The organism is Flavobacterium sp. C4GT6 (assembly GCF_036347315.1).
Lineage (GTDB): Bacteria > Bacteroidota > Bacteroidia > Flavobacteriales > Flavobacteriaceae > Flavobacterium.
Genome location: NZ_JAZGZU010000019.1, coordinates 25,852 through 51,210 on the forward strand (window position 1 = coordinate 25,852; position 25,359 = coordinate 51,210).

The following is a 25,359-nucleotide window of genomic DNA, read 5'->3' on the forward strand; positions in this document are numbered from 1 at the left end:
TTTTAAATGATTATTATTTAAACGTGCAATTTAATATTTTTAGCAGATAATTTTCATCAAACACAAAAAATATTTACACAATCAACAGTTAATAACCTTCGTATTATAAAAAGAATGTAAAAACACTTTCCTCAAAAATCCTCTTGTTTGCAGCTATCTCCCCTACAACAGGCAATCACACCGTTAAAGCGACATTAAAACAGTGTAAAAAACATTTTTATTTTAATAATTTTGCCACAACAAAACAAATAAAAAATCAACACTATGTTTGGAGATATTATGGGCATGATGGGTAAGATTAAGGAAACCCAGCAAAAAATGGAAGAAACCAAAAAAAGACTTGATACCGTACTGGTAGATGAGCAAAGTAATGACGGACTGTTAAAAGTGACGCTTACGGCTAACCGCGAAATCAAATCGGTTACCGTTGCCGATGAGCTTTTAGAAGATAAAGAACAGCTTGAAGATTACCTGGTAATGGTACTTAACAAAGCTATTGCAAAAGCAACATCGGTTAACGAAGCCGAGCTTGGTGCTGTTGCTAAAGACGGTATGCCAAACATACCGGGTATGGATATGTTTAAATAACAGTAGTTATTTAAAATTTACTATTAAAAGATTTAAAAAAGCGCGGATGAGTAATCCGCGCTTTTTTATTATTTTATATACATTATTACATCGTTCCTCCTTGTAATGACAATCAGAAACAGGAAATTCAAAACTACAAAGTAAGCTTCTGCAGTGTTTCCATTACAAAATCGTGCATTACCCCTTTATAATCCAGGTGTGTCACTATACGCAGTTTACCTTTACCCAGCGAACTGATATGAATGCTTTTCTGTTTTAGCTTCTCCATCAGGTCGGCCTCACTGTATTGCGGTTTAAGGGAAAATATAAGTATGTTGGTTTCTACAGGTTCAACCTTGTCTATCCAAGGTAACTGCTGTAACAGGTTACCTATATCTTTAGCTCTTTTATGATCTTCTTCCAGCCTGCCTACATTGTTTTGTAAAGCATACAAACCTGCTGCCGCCAGATAACCTGCCTGACGCATACCGCCACCTAATATCTTACGCACACGCAACGCCCTGTTCATATCTTCCTTACTACCTAACAGTACCGATCCTACAGGAGCGCCTAACCCTTTACTAAGGCAAACCGAAATGGTATCAAACAGCTCTCCAAACTGCTTAGGGTGCTGCCTTCTTGCCACAAGGGCATTCCACAGGCGGGCACCGTCAAGGTGGTATTTAAGGTTGTTTGCAGTACAAACTTCTTTTATCTGCTTCAGGTTTTCCATGTCATAACATGCTCCTCCGCCTTTATTTGTAGTATTTTCTATAGACACTAAGCTCGTTAACGGACTATGGTAAAAGTCGGGCGGGTTAATCGCCTCGGCCACCTGTCCTGCTGTAATCATCCCTCTGTCACCATCCAAAAGCCTGCATGAAACTCCACTGTTAAACGAGGCACCTCCGCCTTCATAGTTATATATATGTGCCCATTTGTCGCATATTACCTGCTCTCCCGGGTTAGTGTGCAATTTAATGGCGGTTTGGTTTGCCATGGTGCCCGACGGAAAAAATAAAGCGGCCTCCATACCAAAAAGTTCTGCAACTGATTCTTCCAGTTCGTTAACCGTAGGATCCTGTTTATACACATCATCGCCCACTCTCGCCCTAAACATATGCTGTAACATGTCGTGAGAAGGTTTGGTTACTGTGTCGCTTACTAAATTTATTTCCATATTATGAAAAGTATAGCTTATTTTTGCAATACAAAACTACATTTATTTATGACAAATACCGAACAAATTAAAGGTATTATAGAGCGCCTTGGTGCGCTGAGGAGGTATCTTTGACATCGATAGGAAATTAATTGAGATTACTAACGAAGAAGAAAAAACCTTTGCTCCTGATTTTTGGAACAACGCCAAAGAGGCCGAAATTGTGGTAAGAAACCTACGTTCTAAGAAAAAGTGGGTAGAAGACTACGAAAAGGGAAATGCGATGGCAGAAGAGCTACAGGTTATTTATGAGTTTTTCAAGGAAGGCGATGCTACCGAAGAAGAACTGGATAACCAGTACAGCCAAACCATAGTACACATAGAAAACCTTGAGTTCAAGAATATGCTTAGCGACGAAGGGGATTCCCTTAGTGCCGTACTGCAAATTACTGCCGGTGCCGGTGGTACCGAAAGTTGTGACTGGGCTTCTATGCTTATGCGTATGTACATTATGTGGGGCGAAAAAGAAGGTTATAAGGTTCGCGAACTTAACTTTCAGGAAGGTGAGGTTGCAGGAGTTAAAACCGTTACCCTTGAGTTTGAGGGCGAATATTCCTTTGGTTACCTAAAGGGCGAGAACGGCGTACACAGGCTGGTACGTATTTCACCGTTTGACAGTAATGCTAAAAGGCATACCTCATTTGCATCGGTATACGTATACCCGCTTGCAGACGACACCATTGAAATTGATATAAGCCCTGCAGACATTACTTGGGAAACCATGCGTTCCAGCGGTGCGGGAGGTCAAAATGTAAATAAGGTTGAAACAGCGGTACGACTGCGCCACCACCCTACCGGAATTATTATTGAAAACTCCGAAACGCGTTCGCAGCTGGATAACAAAACCAAGGCGATGCAGTTGCTTAAATCGCAGCTTTATGAAATTGAGCTGAAAAAGCGTCAGGCAGTGCGTGACGAGATTGAGGCAAACAAAATGAAAATTGAGTGGGGATCGCAAATAAGAAACTACGTTATGCATCCGTACAAATTGGTTAAAGACGTGCGTAGCGGCTATGAAACCAGCGATGTAGACGGCGTTATGAACGGTGAAATAGACGAGTTCCTTAAAGCCTACCTAATGATGATGGGACAAAAGGAGGAATAGCCTTTTTACGGGAAAACCTCAAAAGTTAAAAAAAAGCCAAAATAACACTCTAAAGCCTAATGTATTTACAAAAAAATATTGTACTTTAGAGTGTTTTTCACACGCATTTAACACTGTGGAAGTTTTTTTTAACTTGTAATACCACACATCCCCATGAACCATCAAGCAGACATACTTGTCCCTGAGAATGACAGCCTGCGCTTAAAAAAGCTGTATGAGTATCAAATTCTTGATACCCACCCGGAAGATACCTTTGACAAAATTGCCCTGCTCGCTTCAAAAGTTTTTAAAACCCCTTATGCTTTTGTCACTTTTGTAGACGAAGACCGTGTATTCATAAAAGCCAATATTAGTCCGTTTGAAGGTAATGTAATACCGCGTGAGAAATCACTGTGCGGTATGGCAATTATTGATGACGAATGCACCATTATAAAAGACGCTTCAGAAAATGAATATACCAAAGACAGCCTATTGGTAAAGAAAAAAGGAGGCGTTCGTTTTTATGTAGGTGCTCCGCTTAGAAGTCCCGAAGGCTATTTACTAGGAACCGTATGTGTAGCCGATAAAAAACCTCGTTACGGGCATATAAGCAAAAGAAAACAGGAAATGCTTAAAAACCTGGCCGACCTCGTTGTAAACAAACTGGAAATGCGCCTTAGGTATAAAAACCTGTTAAAGGCACAGCATGAGTTAATGAACATCACCCTGCACGAAATAAAAAACCCGTTAGCATCTATAAAACTGGCAAACGATGTAATTAAAAAAGATCCTACTCGCAGTGAAAGTATGTATTTAAGGGTTAAAGACAGTATAGCCCGTATACAGACAAAACTACACGACCTGCTTAAAGACAGTGAGGATGAAGAAGTACAGCAAAAACTGTGCATGGAGGAAACCAACCTGAAAGAGATTTTCGAATCGCTTTTAGAGACCTTTCAGTTACAGGCTAATAAAAAGAAGCAAACCGTAACACTGAGTTATGACGCTAATATCCCTCCTGTTTTTATAGACCGGAAAAAAATAACCGATGTTTTTCACAACCTGCTTAGTAACGCGTTAAAATATTCTTATCCTGATTCAGATATTAACATTTTCGTTAGCCGTAACTGCACCTCGGTAGATGTGGAGTTTAGGGACGAAGGTCAGGGACTGGATCAAGATGATATCAATAAACTTTTTACCCGTTTTGCCAAGCTGAGTTCTAAGCCTACAGGTAAGGAAACCTCAAACGGACTGGGACTTTCCATATGTAAATCATTCGTAGAAATGCATAACGGAGAGATATACGCAACCAGCTCCGGTAAAGAGATGGGCACCTCCTTTTTTGTATCGCTTCCGCTTATTTATGAAGTAGAAAAAGAGCCACAAATGCGTTAATTTATACTTTAACACAGTATGTGTTATAACATTCTGCTAAAGTTTTATTTGTACGAAATTAAGACTTACCTTCGATGAAGAATAGGAATTTATTCCCACACAAAAGCACTGTTCTTTAACGAAGTATGATATATACAAAACCTACATCCATAATTCCGTCAAACGACATGCAAAGGCTTGAAAAGCTGTATGAGTACCGTATACTGGATACTCACAGTGAAGAGGCGTTTGACAAGATTGCTCTGTTGGCTGCACAAATATTTAACACCACCAGTGCCTTCATTTCGTTTGTGGATCAGGACAGGGTCTTTTTAAAGTCTAACCTTAGCCTACTACCCCATAACGTGGTTGATCGTAGAGACAGCTTATGCTCACTGACTATACTTAATGACAATGTTACCGTTTTTAACGACACTCATACTTCGCCTGATTTATTAGAAAGTCCTTATGTAGCCGGCCAAGACGGCATACGCTTTTATGCAGGAGCACCTTTAAAAACTCCCGAAGGTTACCTTGTAGGTACTGTTTGTGTGATAGATAATGTACCGCGCGAAGCTACCGATGCCCAAATGGACATGCTTAAAACGCTTTCTAAAATCATTGTAAACAAACTGGAAAGCCGCCTGCGCTACCGCAAGAGTATTGAGTCGCAAATAGACCTTACCAATATAGCACTGCACGAAATAAAAAATCCATTGGCCTCCATTAAACTGGCGAACGAGATTTTAACCAAAGACAGTTCGAAAGTTGAAAGGATGAGCGGTATGATTAAAGCCAGCGTACTCCGTATACAAAACAAGCTGGCAGATATTTTAAAACAGGCCGAAGAAGACGAACACAGGCTTACACTTTCTATTGAAGAGGTAGACCTTAATGAAATGTTTACCAAAATACTAACGAGTTTTGAATTACTGGCAAACAGGAAAAACCAGGCTTTACTACTGGAACACGACCCTGAACTGCCTAAAATATATGCCGACAAGGCCAAGATCTCTGATGTTATGCATAACCTTGTAAGCAATGCGCTTAAATATTCTTACGCGGGCACTACCGTAAGAATAATAGCAAAGCAGGAAGAAAACATCATGCGTATAGAGGTGCAGGATGAAGGACAGGGATTAAGCCAGGCAGACATTAGCAAACTGTTTACCAAATTTGCTAAACTAAGCTCCAAACCTACGGGTAAGGAAACCTCAAACGGACTGGGGTTATCCATAACCAAATCGTTTGTAGAGCTACACCACGGTACTATTCAAGCCAAAAGTGCCGGAAAAGATAAGGGTACATCTTTTATCGTTTCACTTCCACTTAAATATGAAAAGGAAGAATTGCAGGAATATTTCGGATAGGTATTTCCTGTTTTTTTGATTCAATATCTATATTCTTAGAACGAAAAAATCCCGTGGGTTGGTGATTAACCACGGGATTTTTCATTTTTATGATTTACTTTTTCTTTATAATATATTGCATTATATCTCCCGGATTCATGATTGGGGTTGATGTTGGTAAGTAAGCCTCACTAAAGATTAAAAGATAAACACTATCATCTTTCCTGAAAAAAGCAATATCAGACCTAAGTTTACCTGTTTTATTCACTTCAACATACATCCTTACATCAGGCTTATCATTAAAATAAGCAGTAAGATAATTATACTCTGTACTGTAAACATTAAGTGTGTCATTTGAAAATATTTTTTCCATTTCACCATCCGAAGAAAAATGTATTGATGCCTTTTCCTTAATTTTAGATAGTTTAGCCAGATTATATTTTAACTCATAGTTTCCTCCCTCAAGTATATTATATGAAGAGTTAACATTGCTAAAAGATTTATTACCAGCAACACTTAAATTATAGTTTTTAGTTAAACTATCAATTTTAATAATGTGAAGCGCATACTTATCATCAATAATATAATCACCTATAATAGCTTTACCCTTATAACTATAACTGCCTAATAATTGATACTGAAAACTTTCATTTTTAAAAAAACGTTTCAGTCCAATTAAATCCTGTTTGTTACTATAATCAAAAAACTCTACAGGCTCCATACATGAAATAAAAGACAATGGTATAAACAGCAATATCAAAAAGTATTTCTTCATTATTTAAGGTGTTTGGTTAATTCTTTTTCAAATATAAACAATCGCAACCAGCATAGGTTTTCATTAGGGTTTTAATTTTTAACAGCCCCAGCAATTGCGTTATTCAAAAATTTTTAGTAATTTTTAACTCTTTAATTTACTGCCATGCACTCCAAAAAATTACTCACCACCCCTGAGCTTACTACAGAGAAATCACTAAAAACGCTAGTGGAAAACAGGTCGGTTTATTCACTGGATAACTGCGAACTCAACATATTTGAAACCTATAAGGAAGCACAGCTGGTTCCGTTAAAGTTTAACGATCTTGTAGTGACCAGTATGCTAAGGGGAAAAAAAGTAATGCATCTTTTTGATGACCCTGAGTTTGAGTACCTGCCGGGAGAAACGGTTATTGTACCCTCTAACGTGGAAATGCGTATTGACTTCCCCGAAGCCTCTACCCACAACCCTACTCAATGCCTCGCGCTTGCCATAGACCATGACAAGATTAGCAGTACCCTTAATTTTTTGAACGAACGCTACCCTAAAGACGGTAAGAACATCTGGAAGCTGGACCACGAAAATTATTTCTTTTATAATAATACCGAACTGGCTACATCCATCAATAAACTGATAAAGGAATGTATGAGCACATCGGTCACTAAAGATGCATTGGTAGACCTCAGCCTTCAGGAATTACTGGTGCGTATTGTGCAGTCGCAAACCATACAGACGCTTAACAGCTCTAAAACTTTACAGACAGGCAGTGACAATGAAAATGCTATGCACGTAATTGCCGAATATATTAAAAATAATATTACCCAAAACCTAAGCCTTAAAGACCTTAGCGAAAAAGCATGTATGAGTACCACATCGTTTTACCGCTACTTTAAGCGCGAACTGGGTATGACACCACTTGAGTTTATACTGAATGAAAAAATAAAACAGGCGAAACAGCTTTTAAAACACCCGGGGATACAAGTAAACGAAGTATGTTTCCAGTCGGGGTTTGAGGACTGTAATTATTTTATCAGGCTGTTTAAAAAACATGAAGGTATTACCCCTAAGCAATACCAACAGTTATACATTAATTAATCTTCAAGATATTTAAGTGGTTCAAGGTCTTTAGCTTCCTCTTCGGTAAACAGCCTCGACTCTATTAAAAATCGCATACCATAAGGTATTTCGAGCGAAAAACTGGCTCCCCTGCCCTCTACCGCTGTAAGGGTAAGATGAGTGTGTTTCCAGTATTCAAACTGGTCTTTACTCATCCAAAACTCACAACCTTCAACCACGCCAAGGCACACATCACTGTAACCCAGCTTAAAATCTCCCTTCTCAAAACACATGGGCTGACTTCCGTCACAACACCCCCCGCTTTGATGAAACATGAGTTCGCCGTTCCTGTCTTTTAGTTTGGCAATAAGTTCTGCTCCCTGTGGTGTACAGTCAATTCTTTTATACATAACAGTAGTTTTAGTAAAGTTACTCCGAAAGTTCCGTTTTGACCTTGTGGAAAAATCCAAAAAGTGATTATGAGATTTCCCGACTTCATTACATTCCGCTCGAAATGGAAAACAGAACTTTCGAAATAACCGATAACATATTATCCCTCGGCTATCTGAAGTACCATACGACCTTCAATCTCACCTTTTTTCATTTTATCAAAAACATTATTAATATCCTCCAGTTTTGCAGCAGTCACATTAGCTTTCACCTTTCCTTCCTGCGCAAATTGTATGGCTTCCTGCAAATCTTTTCGTGTACCAACTATAGACCCCCTTACGGTGATCCTGTTAAGTACGGTATCAAAAATAGGCAGGTCAAAACTTCCCGGTGGCAATCCGTTAAGGGCAAGCGTACCTTTACGCCTAAGGGTTTCCAGTCCCTGTTTAAAAGCTATAGGCGAAACCGCCGTAACCAGTGCTCCGTGCATACCTCCTGTTTCCTTTTTCAGGAAAGTACCGGGGTCCTGCTCTTTAGCATTTACAACTAAGTCGGCACCCAGTCGTTTTGCCAGTGCCAGTTTATCATCGGCTACATCAATAGCTGCTACATGGAGTCCCATCGCTTTGGCATACTGTACAGCTACATGCCCCAGTCCGCCAATACCCGATATAGCAACCCACTCACCCGGCTTGGTATCTGTTTCCTTTAAGCCTTTATATACGGTAACTCCGGCACAAAGTATAGGAGCCATTTCCAAAAAGTTAGGGTTAGACCCCAAGTGTCCCACATAACGGGCATCGGCAATAACATATTCGGCAAAACCACCGTCTACACTATACCCTCCGTTTTGCTGACTCTCACACAGGGTTTCCCATCCGGTAATACAGTACTCACATCCGCCACAGGCACTATACAGCCACGGCACACCTACAGCATCCCCTTCTTTCACATTATACACATCTGGCCCTACAGCAACAACATACCCCACACCCTCGTGCCCCGGTATAAGCGGCATTTTAGGTTTAACGGGCCAGTCGCCGTCTACAGCATGCAGGTCGGTATGGCAAACACCACTGGCAATAACCTTAACTAATATCTGGTTACGCCCAGGGCGTTTTACTTCTACTTCTTCAATTTGCAATGGCTTGCCAAATTCGCGCACCACTGCAGCTTTCATGGTTTTTGGTAACATAGTAATTATTTTTGGTTGGTTGTATCAATTTCATATTATAAAAAAAGACAGGCTATGATAGGCCTGCCTTTTAATCCAAACTCTAAAATCAGAAAAATCCTAATTTCTTTTTATCGTAAGAAATCAGCATGTTTTTAGTTTGCCTGTAATGCTCAAGCATCATTTTATGATTTTCTCGGCCAAAGCCCGATTTTTTATATCCGCCAAACGGAGCATGTGCAGGATATGCATGGTAATTGTTTACCCAAACCCTACCTGCCTGTATGGCTCTAGGAACCTGATACAGCTCGTGTGCATCACGTGTCCATACACCGGCACCAAGCCCATAAAGGGTATCGTTAGCAATCTCTATAGCCTCCTCGGTCGTTTTAAAGGTAGTTACACATACCACAGGGCCAAATATCTCTTCCTGGAAAATTCTCATTTTATTATTCCCTTTAAAGATGGTTGGCTGAATGTAGTAGCCCGTACCCAGTTCGCCATCAAGCTGATTCACATCACCACCTGTTAGTACCTGTGCGCCTTCATCCTTACCAATTTTTAGGTATGATTTAATTTTTTCATACTGGTCGTTTGAAGCCTGTGCTCCCATTGCCACGGTTTTATCCAGCGGATGACCAATTTTAATAGCCTCTGTACGCGCCACTACTCTTTCTATAAACTTATCGTAAATATCTTCGTGTACCAGCATACGTGACGGACACGTACAAATCTCACCCTGATTAAGGGCAAACATTACAGCACCCTCTACCGCCTTATCGAAAAACTCATCATCGGCATCACCTACAGATTTGAAGAAAATATTAGGTGATTTACCTCCAAGCTCCATAGTAGAAGGGATAATATTTTCGGCAGCATATTGCATGATAAGCCTACCGGTGGTGGTTTCTCCGGTAAACGATACTTTACTAATTCTTGGTGAGGTAGCCAGTGGTTTACCTGCCTCAACACCAAAACCATTTACTATGTTTATTACTCCCGGCGGCACCACATCTTTAATAAGTTCCATTAATACAATAATGGAAACCGGAGTCTGTTCGGCAGCCTTAACCACTGTACAGTTACCTGCGGCAATAGCGGGGGCAATTTTCCAGGTAGCCATAAGTAGCGGGAAGTTCCACGGGATAATTTGCCCTACAACACCTATAGGCTCATGCAAAACGATGCTAACCGTGTTTTCGTCGTGTTCTGATATTGTACCTTCCTCACCTCTTATAACCGAGGCGAAATACCTAAAGTGATCTATACAAAGGGGTAAATCGGCAGCAAGAGTTTCGCGTATTGCTTTACCGTTATCTATGGTTTCTACCGTTGCCAGGTATTCCAGATTGGCTTCCATAACATCGGCAATTTTATTAAGTACACTGCTACGGTATGCCGGAGAGGCTTTACCCCATGTTTTAAATGCTTCATGGGCAGCATCAAGAGCAAGATCTATATCTTCTTTAGTAGAGCGGGCTGCTTTTGCAAAAGGTTTTCCGTCTATAGGGGAAATGTTGTCAAAATACTCGCCTTTAACAGGTGGTACAAATTTGCCGCCAATAAAGTTATCGTACTTTTCTTTAAACTGCGGTCTTGAAACTATTGAACTCATACTTATAGTAATATTAAAGGTTATATTACCAAAAGTAGATTACTATAACGTTTTAGGATAGCACAATCTTTTCAAATAATAGCACAATTTTACCACTTTGATTATTTTACTATTCTTTTTTTGAATTAATAACAAAATAGAAGTGTGAAAAATAGAAAGTATATAATTACATCCATTCCACAAGTGATATCCCTATCCCAACAATGGTTTGCAGCTGATTATAATCAATAAGCGTTTCGCCATAGCCATGAAAAAACTGTGCATGGAACTTTAAGTTACCTTTTATACTTCGCGCCCAGTTAAGCTCAATACTCCCTTTCATGTTTTTATTAAAACTGAAATTAGGCGCTACGGTAGCCGAAAAGATATCCTTATCGGTAGCATAAGTTACTGTGGCATCGCCATGACCTACATAACGGGAAATATTAGGGTTATCGTCTATATCATCTGGAATGCGGTACCATGCCCTTACAAAAACCTGCCAGTCATCCTTCTCAAAAGCGGCATGGGCTATCAACCTGTTCCAGCTACGTGATAAGGGGTACGACCTTCCGTTTGACTGATGGTTAACACTTATCCCTGCCATTCTCCCTTTAAAGCCAAACAGACTGTAATGTGTAGTGAAGTTCAAAATTGCTTCGGGCTCGTAGTTGATTTCCCTAAAAGGTCGTGACAACGAAGCATTATACACCTGCCAGTGCGCTTTTTGTGAATAGGCTCCCCATAGGTCGCCATTACCCCAAAAAAGCCCCTGTGCAACCTTTACCTTAAAACTTATTTGGAACTTGGCTTCAAGGTTATTAAGATTAAGGTTATCGGTTACGGTATAATCCGGATTATTGTTACCACTACGGGGTTGCCCGTTTGGCGAACTCGACCATCTAAAAGGCAGTATATAAACGGGTTTATAAGGAGTAACTACAAATGTGGCAGGTTGTGAAAGCGAATCAAGCTCCCAACGCTGTGCCAAGCTGTTTAACCGTTGCCTGTTGAAAAGTGAATTGGTTTGTGCAGTAGCAAACCAACAAAACAGCATCAGTATGAAAGTAAAATAACGTTGTAAGGCGTTTGGTATTTGTAGCATAATACACGTGTTTCCTAACAAATATAACGTTTTTAAAGAGAAGCTGGGTTATTTGATTCTCCCATATTCTTCATGAGTTATTTTACCAATTATAAATTTTACATCTTATCTACTTTAATATAAAACTTCTTTATTTTTGGCTGAACATCCTTAATCTTATCAGCTTCAACAGTTAGGGTTTGCCAATCGTTGGTTCCGTTAAGTCGTATGTTTTTATCGTAAATATCAACATCTACCGGCATGGTAAAGTTTTCCTCATCGGTTTCCCAGCGGTACTGTAACTGATGGTCTTTCAGCTTTAACTCCAGTTTAGGAATACTTCTGTATCGTAGGTACTGGTTAAATACAGGCTCCAGGTTTATACCGCTTTCTTTACTGAAAAAGTTAATAACATCCTGCCCTTCAATAACCTGTTTTTTATAGGTTTCGGCATATTTAAGCAACATAGCCCACCATTTGTCATCATCATTTACAATATGCCTTATGGTATTGAGCATTAGTGCTCCTTTGTAGTACATATCGCCCGACCCTTCACTGTTCACACCAAATATCCCTATAACAGGCTTATCGTTACGTACTCCCATTCGCTGACCATACACATACTGCATTGCTTTATCATAGCCCAACATACATTCCAAATACACGGTTTCGCTATACGTCGTAAAACTCTCATGAATCCACATATCGGCAATATCCTTAGAGGTTATACTGTTGCCAAACCATTCGTGCCCGGTTTCGTGTATAATGATATAATCAAACGTTAACCCTACACCGGTGTACGACAGGTCACCTCCCCTGTACCCCATTTTATAATTGTTACCATAAGCAACAGCACTTTGGTGCTCCATACCTAAGTATGGGGTTTCTACCAGTTTATAACCGTCTTCCTTAAACGGATACTCCCCAAACTTAGTTTGAAAACATTCCATCATCGGTTTTACCTGCTTAAACTGCTCTTCGGCTTTTTCCTTATTGTAGTTTAATACATAGTAATCAAGGTCAAGCCCTTTGTAGTTATCATGTATATGCACATAGTCGGCAATGTTTACCGTAATATCGTAGTTGTTAATTGGGTTTATAACCTCCCAGTCCCAGCGGGTATAACCGTTTTTAAGATCTTCACTGCCTTTAAAACGCCCGTTAGAAACATTCATAAGTCCGTTTGGAACAGCTACTTTTATAGAGGCTCCGTTGTCGGGCTCATCACTCTGGTGGTCTTTTACAGGATACCAAAGGCTGGCACCTGTTCCCTGCACTGCCACACCTATCCAGGGTTTGCCGTTATTATCTTCTGTAAAAACAAAACCTCCGTCCCAAGGAGCATTACGTGCTACTTTAGGCTTCCCCGAATAGTTAAACCTTAGCGTATGCTCACTCCCTGCTTTTAGCTCGTTAGGGAACGATATAAAAACAGCATCGTTATCACGGGTATATTTCAGCTTATTGTTTTTAAGCATTATGCTTTCAATCTTCATATTCTCAAAAAGATCCAGCTGAATTTTTTGGGTATTGTTTACCACTTTAAAAGTAATGTCATTATAGCCACTTATAAATCTTTTATCAGGGTTTACCGTGATGTTAAGATCATAGCGAAGTACATCAAAACTTGTCCTTTCAGGGCGCAGTCCGCCATGCAGGCTATCCCTTCTGGAAAATTCCTGAGCACTTGCATAGGCAAAGGCAAATAATGAGGCGATAAGCAATAAGGTGTTTTTCATGATAAACCGTTTACACTATTAGTCATGAAATGTAAGAATTTGTTACCAATAAAAAAACAGTAAATGGTTTAAACCACATTTTGAGTTAATACATCGGGGGTAATAATAGGCATAGGAATACTACTATCGGTAGTTACAGCACAACCCACTTTGTTAAGGTAATCCACATCTATTTTTAGCCTGAGATCCTCCAGTTCTTTTTTATTTACCTTTTTGAAATTTTCTAATAAAAAAGATTTCATGGCATCATATAACACAAACGAAAGCTGAATATGCAAATCACCTGCGTTTTTAATACTCTCGCCCATTGATATAAGCACAGGGAATACCTTTGCGTTATCGGTTTGGCATAAAAACGGAGGAAGTGAATTTATATACAGCCCGCTTTCAATCAGGTTAATACTAACCTGAACAAGTGTTTTATAGTTAGCGTTCACAGCTATGCCTTTACGCGCTAAGAGTTCTGAAGTGAAAAAGTATTCGAGATAGTTGGTTATCTTCTCTACAAATACAACATTTCGCAGCTCGTCATCGCAAGCTACATCAATAGTTAGCTTTTTCATGGCTGATAAGGTTTGGTTTGTTAAAAGTATATACGAAGGATATATACACCTGGTTCTTTTTTAGTGAAAAAAATTTCAACTTATTTTAAAACCCCGGTAACTATGGTAATTTCGCGGTCAATATTTTCACCGCTGTTACTTAGTACCTGCTCTGTATCTTGATATACATTCCGGATAACAAAACCGGCCTTATCTAATAATTCTGATGTATGCTCTGCCGTATACATGGTAAAGCCATACTTAGCAAACGGAATTTTTATCATGGTGCTTTGGGGAATTAAGCCTATTGATAAAACACCTCCGGGCTGCATAACGCGTGCAATCTCGTTAGCATACTCCTGTGGGTTTTGCCAAAAGTAGATTGTGTTTACTGTAAATGCCTTATTGAACTGATTATCCTGAAACGGAAGAGAGTTTCCGTTAGTAAGCACAAAAGAAGCATTACTGTAACCTTTATTTAGCTTTTGCGCCTGCTCTATCATAGTGCCCGATATTTCGGCACCCGTATACCTTATGCTATCATTCAAAAGAACATCACCTACATGGGCACCGTTACCGGGGCCAATTTCCAATACGCTATCGTTTACAGCCAGTGACAAACTGTTTATGGTTTTGATAATGAGGTTACTGTTGGTAAAATTCATCATCTCGGCGACCTTTAGCCCGGTATCACCTTCGGGACGGCTTAGCTGGCGTGCCAGCTCCTGTAGTTCGGCATCTGTAAGTTTCATGTGTGGAAAGTTCTTGAATTAGCAATTACGATAAATTTACTAATAAAAAAACCGACTGCAAAAGCACCCGGTTAATCAATCGTTATTTATTTTGTAATATATTATTTTTCAAACAGAAACAAAAGCACCTCGTCAAATCGTTGTTTCCACGCTTTTTCAGTATCCTCTGCACCTTCAAAAACTTTTGTTACATAGTTAACATTCTCTTTATAACCTGAATTGACCATTAATTGATCTACCTGTTTTTGATATGGTAATGATATAGCATCAAGCCCTTTTGTTCCCTGATCAAAGTAAAAACGATGGTTTTGTGCCGGAGGCATGTGCAACTCCATATATTTACTTACAGCATCAAAGGGGTTAGTATTATTTTCATCAAACAAAACAGGCCAGTGAGTAGAAAGGCATGCTGCACTACCAAATACCTCAGGATACTCAAAAGCGGCATACATAGAAATTAATCCTCCCATAGAGCTACCACAAACAGCAGTATTTTGAGCATCAGTTAAGGTTCTGTACGTTTTATCTACATACACTTTTAATTCACCCACAAGGAACTTCAAATAATCATTACCCATAAGCTTCTGCTTAGAAGAGCCCGTTGCTTTTGCAACCTCCATTGCTTCTTTCAGCTCATTATTAGTAAGATATTCTAATGCCTTTTCAGGAAGATACTCCAAATACCTGTCTTCTGTACTCCATACAGCAACAATAATAACAGGCTTTATTTTTTTTTGTGCAGTCAGGTCCATTGCTGTATTTCCTGCATTCCATGAAATATAATCTCTGGCTGTATCGTCATTCAATACGTTTTGCCCGTCCTGCATATAGAGTACCGGAAAACGCTGATTCTTTTCCGCCTCATATTCTTTTGGTAACCAAATATCTACCCTGCGGGCATCTACATATTGTGAAGGAAAATGATCAATAGTCTGTACAATTTGTGCCTGCGCAGCAGGTGCAAAAACAGCAAAGCAAAGCAATGCCACTAAAAAAACTCTTTTCATACTCATTGTTTATGTTGGAACGTAAAAGTAAAAATTATACCTGTATTACACCAAGGTTAAACGGTTTTTCTATTGGGGCATGGTTTGCAGCCTCTATCCCTATAGAAATCCATTTACGGGTATCTAACGGATCGATAATTCCGTCGGTCCATATTCTGGAAGCGGCATAGTATGGCGACACCTGTGCATCATACCTTGCCTTTATTTTATTGAAAAGTTCTTCTTCTTTCTCCGGAGTAATTTCTTCTCCCCTTGCCTTTAATGACGAAGCTTCTATTTGTAATAATACCTTAGCAGCCTGCGTACCTCCCATAACGGCAAGCTCAGCACTTGGCCATGCAAATATAAGCCTTGGGTCATAGGCCTTACCACACATGGCATAGTTACCCGCACCATAAGAGTTACCCACTACTACGGTAAACTTAGGCACTACCGAGTTACTCACAGCATTTACCATTTTGGCACCATCTTTAATAATACCGCCATGTTCGCTTTTTGAACCTACCATAAACCCGGTTACATCCTGTAGGAACACAAGCGGAATTTTCTTTTGGTTACAATTGGCTATAAAACGTGTGGCCTTATCGGCACTGTCTGAATAAATCACACCGCCAAACTGCATTTCGCCTTTTTTAGATTTTACCACCTTACGCTGGTTTGCCACAATACCTACAGCCCATCCGTCAATGCGGGCATAACCTGTAATAATTGTTTGTCCATATCCGGCTTTATATTCTTCAAACTCGCTGTTATCAACCAGTCTTTTAATAATCTCCATCATATCATACTGCTCAGAACGCTGCTTAGGCAGTATGCCATAAATTTCGTTAGGGTCAAGAGCCGGCTTTTGCGGAGCCGTACGGCTGTATCCTGCCTTCTCAAAGTCACCTATTTTGTCTACAATATTCTTTATCTTATTAAGGGCATCCTTATCGTCTTTTGCCTTATAATCAGTAACCCCCGATATTTCACAGTGTGTAGTAGCACCCCCCAGGGTTTCGTTATCAATATTTTCACCAATGGCAGCTTTTACAAGGTAACTACCGGCCAGGAATATACTTCCTGTTTTATCTACTATAAGTGCCTCATCGCTCATAATAGGCAGATAAGCACCACCCGCCACACAACTCCCCATTACGGCAGCTATTTGGGTAATACCCATACTACTCATAACAGCGTTGTTACGGAAAATACGCCCGAAGTGTTCTTTATCAGGGAAAATCTCATCCTGCATTGGCAGGTATACCCCTGCGCTGTCTACAAGGTAAATAATAGGCAGTTTGTTCTCTATGGCAATTTCCTGAGCACGTAGGTTTTTCTTTCCTGTAATAGGGAACCATGCACCTGCTTTAACAGTAGCATCGTTAGCCACAACTATACATTGCTTACCGCTAACGTAACCTATTTTTACCACAACACCACCCGATGGGCATCCGCCGTGTTCCTCATACATTCCCTCGCCTGCAAAAGCAGCGATTTCAACACTCTCACTATTTTTATCTAAAAGGTAATCTATACGCTCGCGCGCTGTCATTTTACCCTCGTTATGTAGCTTTGCTATTCTTTTTTCACCACCTCCCAGCTTTACTTTTGCCAGTTTGCGTTTTAGCTCAGAAAGCAGCAGTTTGTTATGATCTTCATTCTTATTGAAGTTAATATCCATGGGAATTATATCTTTTTTTGTGATAGTTGTAATTTTCGTGGTGCTAAAATACGAAATCGTTTGAAATTTTCAGTAAAACAGCCTATATGATTAATATTCATTAAATGTTAAAATTAAGCCGACTAAAACTGACTTACGCCCTACTTTAAAACCTAATCATAAATTTAGTAAATTGTATTTTACAAAACCACTACTGCATGTTAGCACAAATAGATACAAAATGGATCTTACTCATTGAGATTATTTATGTACTTATTGTAATTGGCGTATGCATACGCATTATTTATGATACCCGCGCCGTAAGCAAAGCCCTCGCCTATGTACTGTTTGCCGTATTTGTACCTGTTGTGGGCATAGCATTTTATTTCTCGTTTGGGATAAATTACCGAAAGCGTAAAATATATTCCAAAAAACTGACGGTAGATGAAAAACTCGCGCGGCGCTTTAGGGAAAAAATTGCCGAAGCCGACCGTAACGTTTATGCTTCACATAACCCTTCTATAATTCAGAATAAGGATTTATACCAACTGCTGTTTAATGAAAAAACAGGACGAAACCCATTAGTTCCAAATAACAAAGTCACTGTGCTTAAAAACGGAGAAGCATTGTTCCCCGAACTCATACAGGCTCTTAAAGAAGCTCAAAGCCATATCCATATTGAATTTTATATTTATGAAGATGATGCCATAGGTAATACCATTAAAGAAGTACTGATAGAGAAAGCCAGGCAAGGAGTTGAAGTACGGTTTATGTATGACGATTTTGGCAGCAGGAGCATCCGTAAAACTATAGTGAAAGAACTACGCAAAAACAATATAGCCGCTTTCCCATTTTATAAAATCAGACTTATGCCGGTAGCCAACCGTATAAACTACCGCAACCACCGTAAAATAGTAATTATAGACGGGAAAACATCGTTTATAGGCGGCATTAACATATCTGACAGGTATATAAATTCAGGGAAAAACAAAGTGTACTGGAGAGATACCCACATCAGGGTAGACGGTCCGGCTACCTATTCGCTGCAACGCGTATTCCTTAGCGACTGGAACTTTAGTAGTGGGGAATCTCTAGGTATAGACAACACCTATTTTCCATTATATCCATTAAACGAAAAGGCTACTGCTAATATGCAGGTGGTTTCCAGCGGGCCCGATTCTGATTTACCCAATATACTCTATACCGTAATCAAAGCCATAAGCCTTGCCAAACAGGAAATACTGCTCACTACCCCTTACTATATTCCTGACGAAGCCCTACAGGAAACCCTTATCATAGCCGCACTTAGCGGTATTGAGGTAAAGCTACTGGTTCCTAAAGAGTCGGACTCCAAAATAGTGAACCTTGCCTGCCGTGCTTATTTTGAAAACCTGTTAAGGGCAGGTGTACGGATATTTTTATATGAAAAGGGATTTGTACACAGTAAGACTTTTGTGATAGACAGGACACTGGCATCTGTAGGGACGGCAAATTTAGACCTGCGCAGTTTTGACCTGAACTTTGAGGTAGCCACAGTTATTTATGACGAAAATATAGCACAACAGCTTGCCATCCACTTTGACGAAGATTGCCAAAACGCAACCGAAATACAGCCACAGGAATGGTTTAGGCGTTCTAAATCCATAAAAGTAACCGAACGCCTGGTAAGACTCATATCGCCCTTTATGTAAAAAGGGGATGCTTTTTAAAAACATCCCCTTTTTAGCTTAACTAATAAACTAAAACAATATTTAATTTAAGCCAAAAAAGCTTAATACATCATTTTTAATAGCCGGGTTTACCGTTGCAGCAAGAGCAACAGATATTATAAGACCGATAAAAGCAAAAGAGAAATCTTTAGCAATCATCTTAAGGGCTTTATTTTTATGTTTTTTACCTTTTTTCAAACGGGCAAGGTTTATGGCTATTTCACGACCACCTATTAAACCAAGGAAAACCCATGTTGTACTCATTGGCACAGTACTGATAAACAGTTTGTAAATAAGTATAAGTGCGTAAGAGAAATCGATTAGCGTAGCTGCCCTAACGTCTGAAACGCGTGATTTTTCACTAACCACTTTCTGAATCCTGTCACCACGAAGGTAGAAAAGCACACCAAGACCAAGGAAAATTACAAGTCCGAATATTACAAACTGCATAGCATCCAGCCTTCTTGGTAAGAATACTGCAACGTTTGCACCATCCTGCATTACCCAAACCGACCATAATATACCACTCACAATCCATTGAGCCACCATCCATGACGGGTGTACTTTACGACCTTTAAACTTCCTACGGATGTAGTTATAACCAAAAAACCATATAAGCACCGAGAATACAAAAGCAATTACATAACCTGATAAACTCTTGGTAATCATCGAGGTAATACCACTTGAGCTTGAACTGAACACACTCAGCATAAGGAATGTGGTAGAAACCGGCATTCTTAACCTAGTAAGTATAAGCAGTACAAGCGGCGCCATAAGCATAAAGAACGAGAAGTTCTCAGGGTGCGGATACTTACTTACCTCTTCAGCATTAATAAGCCTACCGTAAGTAACATCTCCGTTAAGGGTAAACCAGCTTATGGAAATGGTTACTAAAAATATAATACCTATATACAACCAAAGTGTATACCATTTGCGGTGCTTGTTACTTTCAATAAAGGTACCTAGTGACTGTATACTGTCGTTAGATACCGTTGCATAGGCTGCCGTAAGGAAACCTATCCACATTGCCACCTGCGGCTGATTGTAAAAAAGTGCACTGAAAATGAAGATAGTTGATATAATTACCAGGAATATCTTTTCATTCGAAAACTTCTCAATTAAACTTAAAGGAGGAATCGACTTTTTCTTGTATTTCATTTTCATGTGTAGGGTAGTTTAAAAATCGTTGCAAAAGTAACCAGTTAATAAAGTTAGTTACAAAGTCTAATTTTAAGTTATTGTTAATTAATCGATAATTAAAAATTAATTTTGAAGATAACTATTTTTTAATTCATTTTCAGGACTTTATTTGCACCTACCCAAAAATTATTTTCCTGATTTTTAAAATAATGTAAAATTAACACTCGCAAAACACCTTGTTTTAATAACACTCGGTTCACTGTAACTTAACGATTTCTTAACATTGATTAAGTACATTTGCGGCAAAATGTTATTCATGTCAATAAACAGTATCTTCCAGTTTCTTGTTCCGAAGGATAAGAAATTTTTCCCGCTATTTGAGCAGGCAACGCAAAACCTTGTAATACTTGCCGAAACACTACATGAAGCGGTTAACGCTCCTAAAGGCAAAAGAGACGAGTACTTTACTAAAATAGAAGAGTTAGAAGGCATTATTGAAGGCATTGCCCACAAAACAAATCTTGAACTTAGCCGCAACTTTATCACTCCTTTTGACAGGGAGGATATCTACTCGCTAATTACAGCTATTGACGATGTGGCCGACTATACCTATGGAGCTGCCAGCAGAATGAGACTGTACCAGGTAGAGAAGATTACTAAGTCTATTAGAAAAATGACGGAAATTAACCTTGAAGCCTGCGTGCTTATACAGGGTGCCGTTGCCGACCTGAAAGACATGAAAAACCTTAAAGGCATTACAGATGCCTGTAAAAAAATTGCAAAACTGGAAAACAAATCAGACAGCGTTTTTGATAAGGCTGTAGCCGATATATTTGAAAACGAAACCGATGCTATTAACGTGATTAAGTACAAAGAAGTACTATCGGCACTGGAAACAGCATCAGATAAATGCAAAGGGGTAGCAAACGTTTTAGAGTCTATTGCTGTAAAACATTCGTAAAACAAACCAAAACCCCAAGAAACTGATTCATCATGGTTTTACTCATTATAATCATAGTTTTAGCATTAATATTCGACTATATTAACGGATTTCACGATGCGGCAAACTCCATTGCAACCATAGTTGCAACAAAAGTACTTACGCCGTTTCAGGCTGTACTATGGGCTGCATTCTTCAACTTTATGGCTTACTTTATATCCAAGTACTGGATTGGTGAGTTTAAAATTGGTAATACCATAGCCAAAACCGTTAGTGAAGACTTTATAACACTCGAAGTTATCCTTGCCGGGCTTATAGCTGCCATTACATGGAACCTGCTTACCTGGAAACTGGGTATACCTTCGTCGTCATCACATACCCTTATAGGGGGCTTTATGGGAGCTGCACTGGCACATGCCTTTACAATACCGGGAGCCGACCTGAATACAGTAGTAAACTATGCTAAAGTACTCCCTATTGTACTTTTCATATTCATGGCTCCTTTTATTGGTATGGTGGTCGCTTATTTTTTGGCTATACTGGTGCTCAACATCTGCCGCAAGGCAAACCCTTCTAAGGCCGATAAATGGTTTAGAAGATTACAGCTGGTATCTTCTGCATTATTCAGTTTGGGTCACGGTGCAAACGATGCTCAAAAGGTTATGGGTATTATAGGAGCGGCAGTTATATACTACCATCTTAATATAGATCCCGACCCTGCTTACCTTGCTGCAGATAATAAGTTCGCCTACTTTGTAGATCACTGGAGCTGGGTGCCGCTTGCGAGTTTTGTAATGATAGGTTTAGGTACCATGAGCGGCGGTTGGAAAATCGTTAAAACCATGGGATCTAAAATTACCAAGGTAAACTCGTTTGAAGGCGTAGTAGCCGAAACAGCAGGTGCAATTACCCTGTATACTACAGAGCATTTTGGTATCCCTGTATCTACAACCCACACTATTACCGGTTCTATTATTGGTGTTGGTGTTACAAAAAGGGTATCGGCAGTACGTTGGGGTGTAACCATAAGCCTGCTTTGGGCATGGATATTAACCATACCAATCTCTGCTATAATCGCTGCATTGGTATACTACTTTATTACACTTTTTAGCTAAAAGACATATAGCTTACAGCATCAAAAAAGCATATATCTTTCGGGTATATGCTTTTTTTGTATACTTTTATTTTAGTTACACACTTTACAAATCATGACAAACAATCAAATCAGAGCCGAGTATAACGATACCACTATAACCGTATACCAGGCCTACAACAGCGCCATAGCAAAAGGAGCTGTAGTAAACCAAACCTTTGTTCCTCCGTTTAAAATGGAGCGAATGACGTGGATTAAACCTTCTTACCTATGGATGATGTACCGTTCGGGCTGGGCACAAAAGGAAGGACAAGAACACATTCTTAAAATAAAAATAAAGCGTGAAGGGTTTGAATGGGCTTTAAGCAACGCCTGTCTTTCACATTTTGACAGTAATACGCACCAAGACCGAGAAAACTGGAAAACAACATTACAGCAAAGCCCGGTAAGGATACAATGGGATCCTGAGAAAAATATTTTTCTGGAAGCACTTCCCTACCGTTCGATACAAATAGGGCTGTCGGGTGAAGCAGTAGGTAAATATGTAAACGAATGGATTACAGAAATTGAAGATATTACCGATGACTGTAAAAAAATCCAGCAGCTTATAACCATTGGCAAAATTGATGAAGCCAAAGCCCTGTTACCTGCAGAGGAAATTTATACTATCCCGACTGCAATTGGCGAACCTATTGCCGCTGCAACCAATATATAACCCAATACAGAGCCTGTATGAGTACTATTAACCCATTTGAATCAATGTTACGGATATCCAAAACATCTTGGTGCATTCAGGTTATGTACAAAGGTGCATTTATTAATACCCCTGAGCAAAGCCTTCTTAACGAGAGTATTGCCGTAACACCAAATATTTACCTGCTTATAAGTCCTGAACAAAGTTTTAAGGAGTTCATCAACGACAACATAGCCTTACTGGTAAACGGAATTAAGTGGGTTGAACATATTTTTCCTGAAAATGAAACCGTATTAATAAGTATAGATGATATACTTTTTAACTTTTGCGATTTTCAGGAAGAAGGTTTTCTTTTCGGTATAGCCCTTTCTATATGTGAGTATTATAAAAAGCCAATGCCGCAATACACTGTTAGTTTTAACAGGGATAAATGGAAGTATCAGTTCAAGTTTCATTTAGCAGACGTCTTGGATGATCTAACTACTAAATTTAATGAAAATCAAAACTATACCACTACCTTACAACCATTGGTACAAAAGGACGAATACTCCTTTTACAAAACCCTTACATCACTCATAAATTTTAATTACTGCCTGTATTATACTACAGATGCTTTACATGATAATTATCTGCTTATACGTATAATACAGGATTTACCCCTCCCTAAAACAACAAAAACTCAAATACTTATTAGTAAAGAGCTTACTAATGCTTTTTGCCTGCTTACAGACAATATGTTTTATGAGGATGAACATTTTAAACGTTACCCCGATTCGGCATCTATTATATTTAAAAACCTAGAAATACTGATAGATCTGTTTTTACACCATCGTGTTTATCACGAAAATTTATCTAAAAATGAACTTGATAGTTTTATTCAAAGAGTGGTTAAGCTAACCCAAACAAAATACAAAGAGAGGGGCTGGAAATTCAGTCTTACTTTTAATCGTCCTGATAAAGGCGTTAAACAAGAGGCCCGCAAACTTTTAAATATACTGAATAATGAGTGATTCAAACGATGAAAAAACAAGTCCGATAAGGGATGATGTTAAAAAATGGATTGCTATAGCCAAAGAAATTATTGCTAACCTAAATAGTGTTTATTATTACGAAAAAGACGGTATTAATTATAAAGTAGACTACACTATTACTGATTATCCTGAACATGGTAAAAGAGAAATTAATATGACATGCAATGAGTTAAATAGTAACAGAGTTGTTACTTTCAAAATAGACTAATCACTATTTACAGGCGTTATAGCATTTACTTTTTTTATGTAATATACTTTTGCGTCTTCTTCAAAAACAAGTTTTTCACCATCTTCGTTAACCCTGTTTACAGGAAGTACATCATGATAAATGCATATTAAATCTACTTGATATAAATAATAAGTAATGCAACCGTCAAAAGTATATTTTACAGTCCCTCTTTTCTCCTTTCTGTAGTTTTTTTCTACATCATTTACTTCCTTTTTTAAAAAACGCCTAATGCGTTTAACCTGCTTCTTAGAAAGACAAACATCCAGAGAATCAGTTATTGGATGCTGGTCAAAAACAGCATCATATAGCTTATCTGCATTGTCAAATTCCAATATATCTGAAGTCGGAAAAGGAATAGCATAAGCAACAGTAAAGTCGGGATTACCGTCTTTACCTATTTTATAGAGCATTGGATTTTTAGTTTTGCCTGTGGGAGAAAAATTAAAGCACGGATTAAACTCACTTTGCCGGCAAACCTCTACAGCCATGATTCCTTTAACCTGTATGGAATCTCCCTTTTGCTGAGAATAGATTTTTACATTCAATAAAAGAACTATAAAAAGTAGGTAATTTTTCATGATTTAGCAGCTATTAAAGTTGATTAATCGTTACTCTGTAACTAAGTGACATCCGTTTTTATTAACTCTTGTATCACTCAATAATTTTATATAGTCTTTATTATCCAGAGGAATATAATTTAACTGTACCGTTTTAAACTCTTCTTTAACATCTACTCTATTTCCTTTTTGAAAGAAAATAGTAAGCGTATCACCACTAAATTTATATATAAACGGATCGAGTCCTTTTATTCCGCTTATGGTGTCTTTTCTATCTTTAAGTAAAGTACTGTTTTTAGTAACAACGGTGTATTGATAATCATCTGTCATTCCCCAGTTTAAAGTATTGATATAAATTTTTTCGCCCTTACCCGAAACCAGCATTTTACTTTTAAAAGTATCACGCACATCAACACAGCTATTTAATACCATTGCAATTAGTAACATAATTAAATACCTGCCTGATTTATTAAACCGTTTCATGTGTAAGTTATTATTAATTACAAAAAAAACTGCCTCAAATATAGTGTCACTTTGCAAAGTGGAGAACCTTTAAAATTCTGGCAAGAGATTTATTGGTACCACTCAGTTGCACTCAAAATGACATTTGAGACAGTTATATCAAAATATATTTTT

At 38.7% G+C, this 25,359-nt stretch carries 25 protein-coding genes; 11 read left to right on the forward strand and 14 right to left on the reverse strand.

Annotation, left to right across the window (positions count from 1 at the left end; translation table 11 throughout):
• The first annotated feature begins 264 nt into the window (after positions 1 to 264).
• A complete protein-coding gene (locus V3Z67_RS16750; protein WP_035134858.1) occupies positions 265 to 588 on the forward strand; it encodes a YbaB/EbfC family nucleoid-associated protein in 324 nt (107 codons plus the stop codon).
• Positions 589 to 721: 133 nt separating this feature from the next.
• Here the strand turns inward: V3Z67_RS16750 and V3Z67_RS16755 are convergent, their stop codons facing one another.
• Complete coding sequence (locus tag V3Z67_RS16755) at positions 722 to 1,747, reverse strand: threonine aldolase family protein (protein WP_330444406.1); 1,026 nt, start codon at positions 1,745 to 1,747, stop codon at positions 722 to 724.
• A 48-nt stretch (positions 1,748 to 1,795) separates the two neighbouring features.
• Between V3Z67_RS16755 and prfB the strand changes: the two genes are divergently transcribed.
• The 3 genes from prfB to V3Z67_RS16770 all read left to right on the forward strand — a co-directional run bounded on the left by prfB (position 1,796) and on the right by V3Z67_RS16770 (position 5,617).
• A protein-coding gene (prfB, locus tag V3Z67_RS16760) for a peptide chain release factor 2 (protein WP_330444407.1) occupies positions 1,796 to 2,891 on the forward strand; the annotation gives its coding sequence in 2 pieces (ribosomal slippage) (positions 1,796 to 1,858 and positions 1,860 to 2,891; 1,095 coding nt in all).
• Positions 2,892 to 3,044: 153 nt separating this feature from the next.
• Positions 3,045 to 4,268 carry a GAF domain-containing sensor histidine kinase gene (locus V3Z67_RS16765; RefSeq protein WP_330444408.1) on the forward strand — a complete coding sequence of 408 codons (1,224 nt, stop codon included), beginning with the start codon at positions 3,045 to 3,047 and terminating at the stop codon, positions 4,266 to 4,268.
• Between the two features lie 125 nt (positions 4,269 to 4,393).
• Positions 4,394 to 5,617 (forward strand): GAF domain-containing sensor histidine kinase, encoded by a 1,224-nt coding sequence (locus V3Z67_RS16770; protein ID WP_330444409.1) that lies wholly within the window; start codon positions 4,394 to 4,396, stop codon positions 5,615 to 5,617.
• Positions 5,618 to 5,711: 94 nt separating this feature from the next.
• Here V3Z67_RS16770 and V3Z67_RS16775 read toward each other — a convergent pair whose 3' ends face one another.
• Positions 5,712 to 6,371, reverse strand: coding sequence for a hypothetical protein (locus V3Z67_RS16775; protein ID WP_330444410.1), 660 nt, complete (start codon positions 6,369 to 6,371; stop codon positions 5,712 to 5,714).
• Between the two features lie 144 nt (positions 6,372 to 6,515).
• On the opposite strand from V3Z67_RS16775, the gene V3Z67_RS16780 reads away from it, so the two are divergent.
• The gene (locus V3Z67_RS16780; RefSeq protein ID WP_330444411.1) at positions 6,516 to 7,445 is read left to right on the forward strand and encodes an AraC family transcriptional regulator; all 930 of its coding nucleotides are present in this window, start codon (positions 6,516 to 6,518) and stop codon (positions 7,443 to 7,445) included.
• Here V3Z67_RS16780 and V3Z67_RS16785 read toward each other — a convergent pair.
• The 9 genes from V3Z67_RS16785 to V3Z67_RS16825 form a co-directional block, all read right to left on the reverse strand.
• A complete protein-coding gene (locus V3Z67_RS16785; protein WP_330444412.1) occupies positions 7,442 to 7,816 on the reverse strand; it encodes a DUF779 domain-containing protein in 375 nt (124 codons plus the stop codon). The genes V3Z67_RS16780 and V3Z67_RS16785 overlap by 4 nt on opposite strands.
• Positions 7,817 to 7,956: 140 nt before the next feature.
• Positions 7,957 to 8,991, reverse strand: coding sequence for an alcohol dehydrogenase AdhP (gene adhP / locus V3Z67_RS16790; protein ID WP_330444413.1), 1,035 nt, complete (start codon positions 8,989 to 8,991; stop codon positions 7,957 to 7,959).
• A gap of 88 nt (positions 8,992 to 9,079) precedes the next feature.
• Entirely contained in the window at positions 9,080 to 10,585 is a 1,506-nt protein-coding gene (locus tag V3Z67_RS16795; RefSeq protein WP_330444414.1) for an aldehyde dehydrogenase family protein, read from the reverse strand.
• A gap of 166 nt (positions 10,586 to 10,751) precedes the next feature.
• Positions 10,752 to 11,669 carry a phospholipase A gene (locus tag V3Z67_RS16800; RefSeq protein WP_330444415.1) on the reverse strand — a complete coding sequence of 306 codons (918 nt, stop codon included), beginning with the start codon at positions 11,667 to 11,669 and terminating at the stop codon, positions 10,752 to 10,754.
• A gap of 98 nt (positions 11,670 to 11,767) precedes the next feature.
• Positions 11,768 to 13,387, reverse strand: coding sequence for a M1 family metallopeptidase (locus tag V3Z67_RS16805; RefSeq protein WP_330444416.1), 1,620 nt, complete (start codon positions 13,385 to 13,387; stop codon positions 11,768 to 11,770).
• Between the two features lie 68 nt (positions 13,388 to 13,455).
• On the reverse strand, positions 13,456 to 13,950 hold the full coding sequence (locus V3Z67_RS16810; protein ID WP_330444417.1) for a hypothetical protein: 495 nt from the start codon (positions 13,948 to 13,950) through the stop codon (positions 13,456 to 13,458).
• Positions 13,951 to 14,030: 80 nt separating this feature from the next.
• Complete coding sequence (locus V3Z67_RS16815; protein WP_330444418.1) at positions 14,031 to 14,681, reverse strand: class I SAM-dependent methyltransferase; 651 nt, start codon at positions 14,679 to 14,681, stop codon at positions 14,031 to 14,033.
• Between the two features lie 101 nt (positions 14,682 to 14,782).
• Positions 14,783 to 15,688: an alpha/beta hydrolase gene (locus tag V3Z67_RS16820; RefSeq protein WP_330444419.1), complete on the reverse strand. Its 906-nt coding sequence runs from the start codon at positions 15,686 to 15,688 to the stop codon at positions 14,783 to 14,785.
• A 34-nt stretch (positions 15,689 to 15,722) separates the two neighbouring features.
• Positions 15,723 to 17,351, reverse strand: coding sequence for an acyl-CoA carboxylase subunit beta (locus V3Z67_RS16825; RefSeq protein WP_330444420.1), 1,629 nt, complete (start codon positions 17,349 to 17,351; stop codon positions 15,723 to 15,725).
• A 197-nt stretch (positions 17,352 to 17,548) separates the two neighbouring features.
• Here V3Z67_RS16825 and cls point away from each other — a divergent pair, with 197 nt between their 5' ends.
• Complete coding sequence (cls, locus tag V3Z67_RS16830; RefSeq protein ID WP_330444421.1) at positions 17,549 to 19,021, forward strand: cardiolipin synthase; 1,473 nt, start codon at positions 17,549 to 17,551, stop codon at positions 19,019 to 19,021.
• Between the two features lie 60 nt (positions 19,022 to 19,081).
• On the opposite strand, the gene V3Z67_RS16835 is transcribed toward cls, so the two are convergent.
• Positions 19,082 to 20,203 (reverse strand): hypothetical protein, encoded by a 1,122-nt coding sequence (locus tag V3Z67_RS16835; RefSeq protein WP_330444422.1) that lies wholly within the window; start codon positions 20,201 to 20,203, stop codon positions 19,082 to 19,084.
• Positions 20,204 to 20,495: 292 nt separating this feature from the next.
• Here V3Z67_RS16835 and V3Z67_RS16840 point away from each other — a divergent pair, with 292 nt between their 5' ends.
• From V3Z67_RS16840 to V3Z67_RS16860, 5 genes are all read left to right on the forward strand, one after another.
• The gene (locus tag V3Z67_RS16840; protein WP_330444423.1) at positions 20,496 to 21,140 is read left to right on the forward strand and encodes a DUF47 domain-containing protein; all 645 of its coding nucleotides are present in this window, start codon (positions 20,496 to 20,498) and stop codon (positions 21,138 to 21,140) included.
• Positions 21,141 to 21,172: 32 nt separating this feature from the next.
• Entirely contained in the window at positions 21,173 to 22,234 is a 1,062-nt protein-coding gene (locus tag V3Z67_RS16845; protein ID WP_330444424.1) for an inorganic phosphate transporter, read from the forward strand.
• 93 nt (positions 22,235 to 22,327) lie between these two features.
• Complete coding sequence (locus tag V3Z67_RS16850; RefSeq protein ID WP_330444425.1) at positions 22,328 to 22,927, forward strand: DUF4291 domain-containing protein; 600 nt, start codon at positions 22,328 to 22,330, stop codon at positions 22,925 to 22,927.
• Between the two features lie 17 nt (positions 22,928 to 22,944).
• On the forward strand, positions 22,945 to 23,916 hold the full coding sequence (locus tag V3Z67_RS16855) for a hypothetical protein (RefSeq protein WP_330444426.1): 972 nt from the start codon (positions 22,945 to 22,947) through the stop codon (positions 23,914 to 23,916).
• The gene (locus tag V3Z67_RS16860) at positions 23,909 to 24,145 is read left to right on the forward strand and encodes a hypothetical protein (RefSeq protein ID WP_330444427.1); all 237 of its coding nucleotides are present in this window, start codon (positions 23,909 to 23,911) and stop codon (positions 24,143 to 24,145) included. The genes V3Z67_RS16855 and V3Z67_RS16860 overlap by 8 nt, the downstream gene beginning before the upstream one ends.
• Here the strand turns inward: V3Z67_RS16860 and V3Z67_RS16865 are convergent.
• On the reverse strand, positions 24,142 to 24,744 hold the full coding sequence (locus tag V3Z67_RS16865; RefSeq protein WP_330444428.1) for a hypothetical protein: 603 nt from the start codon (positions 24,742 to 24,744) through the stop codon (positions 24,142 to 24,144). The genes V3Z67_RS16860 and V3Z67_RS16865 overlap by 4 nt on opposite strands.
• 30 nt (positions 24,745 to 24,774) lie before the next feature.
• Positions 24,775 to 25,206 (reverse strand): hypothetical protein, encoded by a 432-nt coding sequence (locus tag V3Z67_RS16870; RefSeq protein WP_330444429.1) that lies wholly within the window; start codon positions 25,204 to 25,206, stop codon positions 24,775 to 24,777.
• Positions 25,207 to 25,359: the final 153 nt, after the last annotated feature.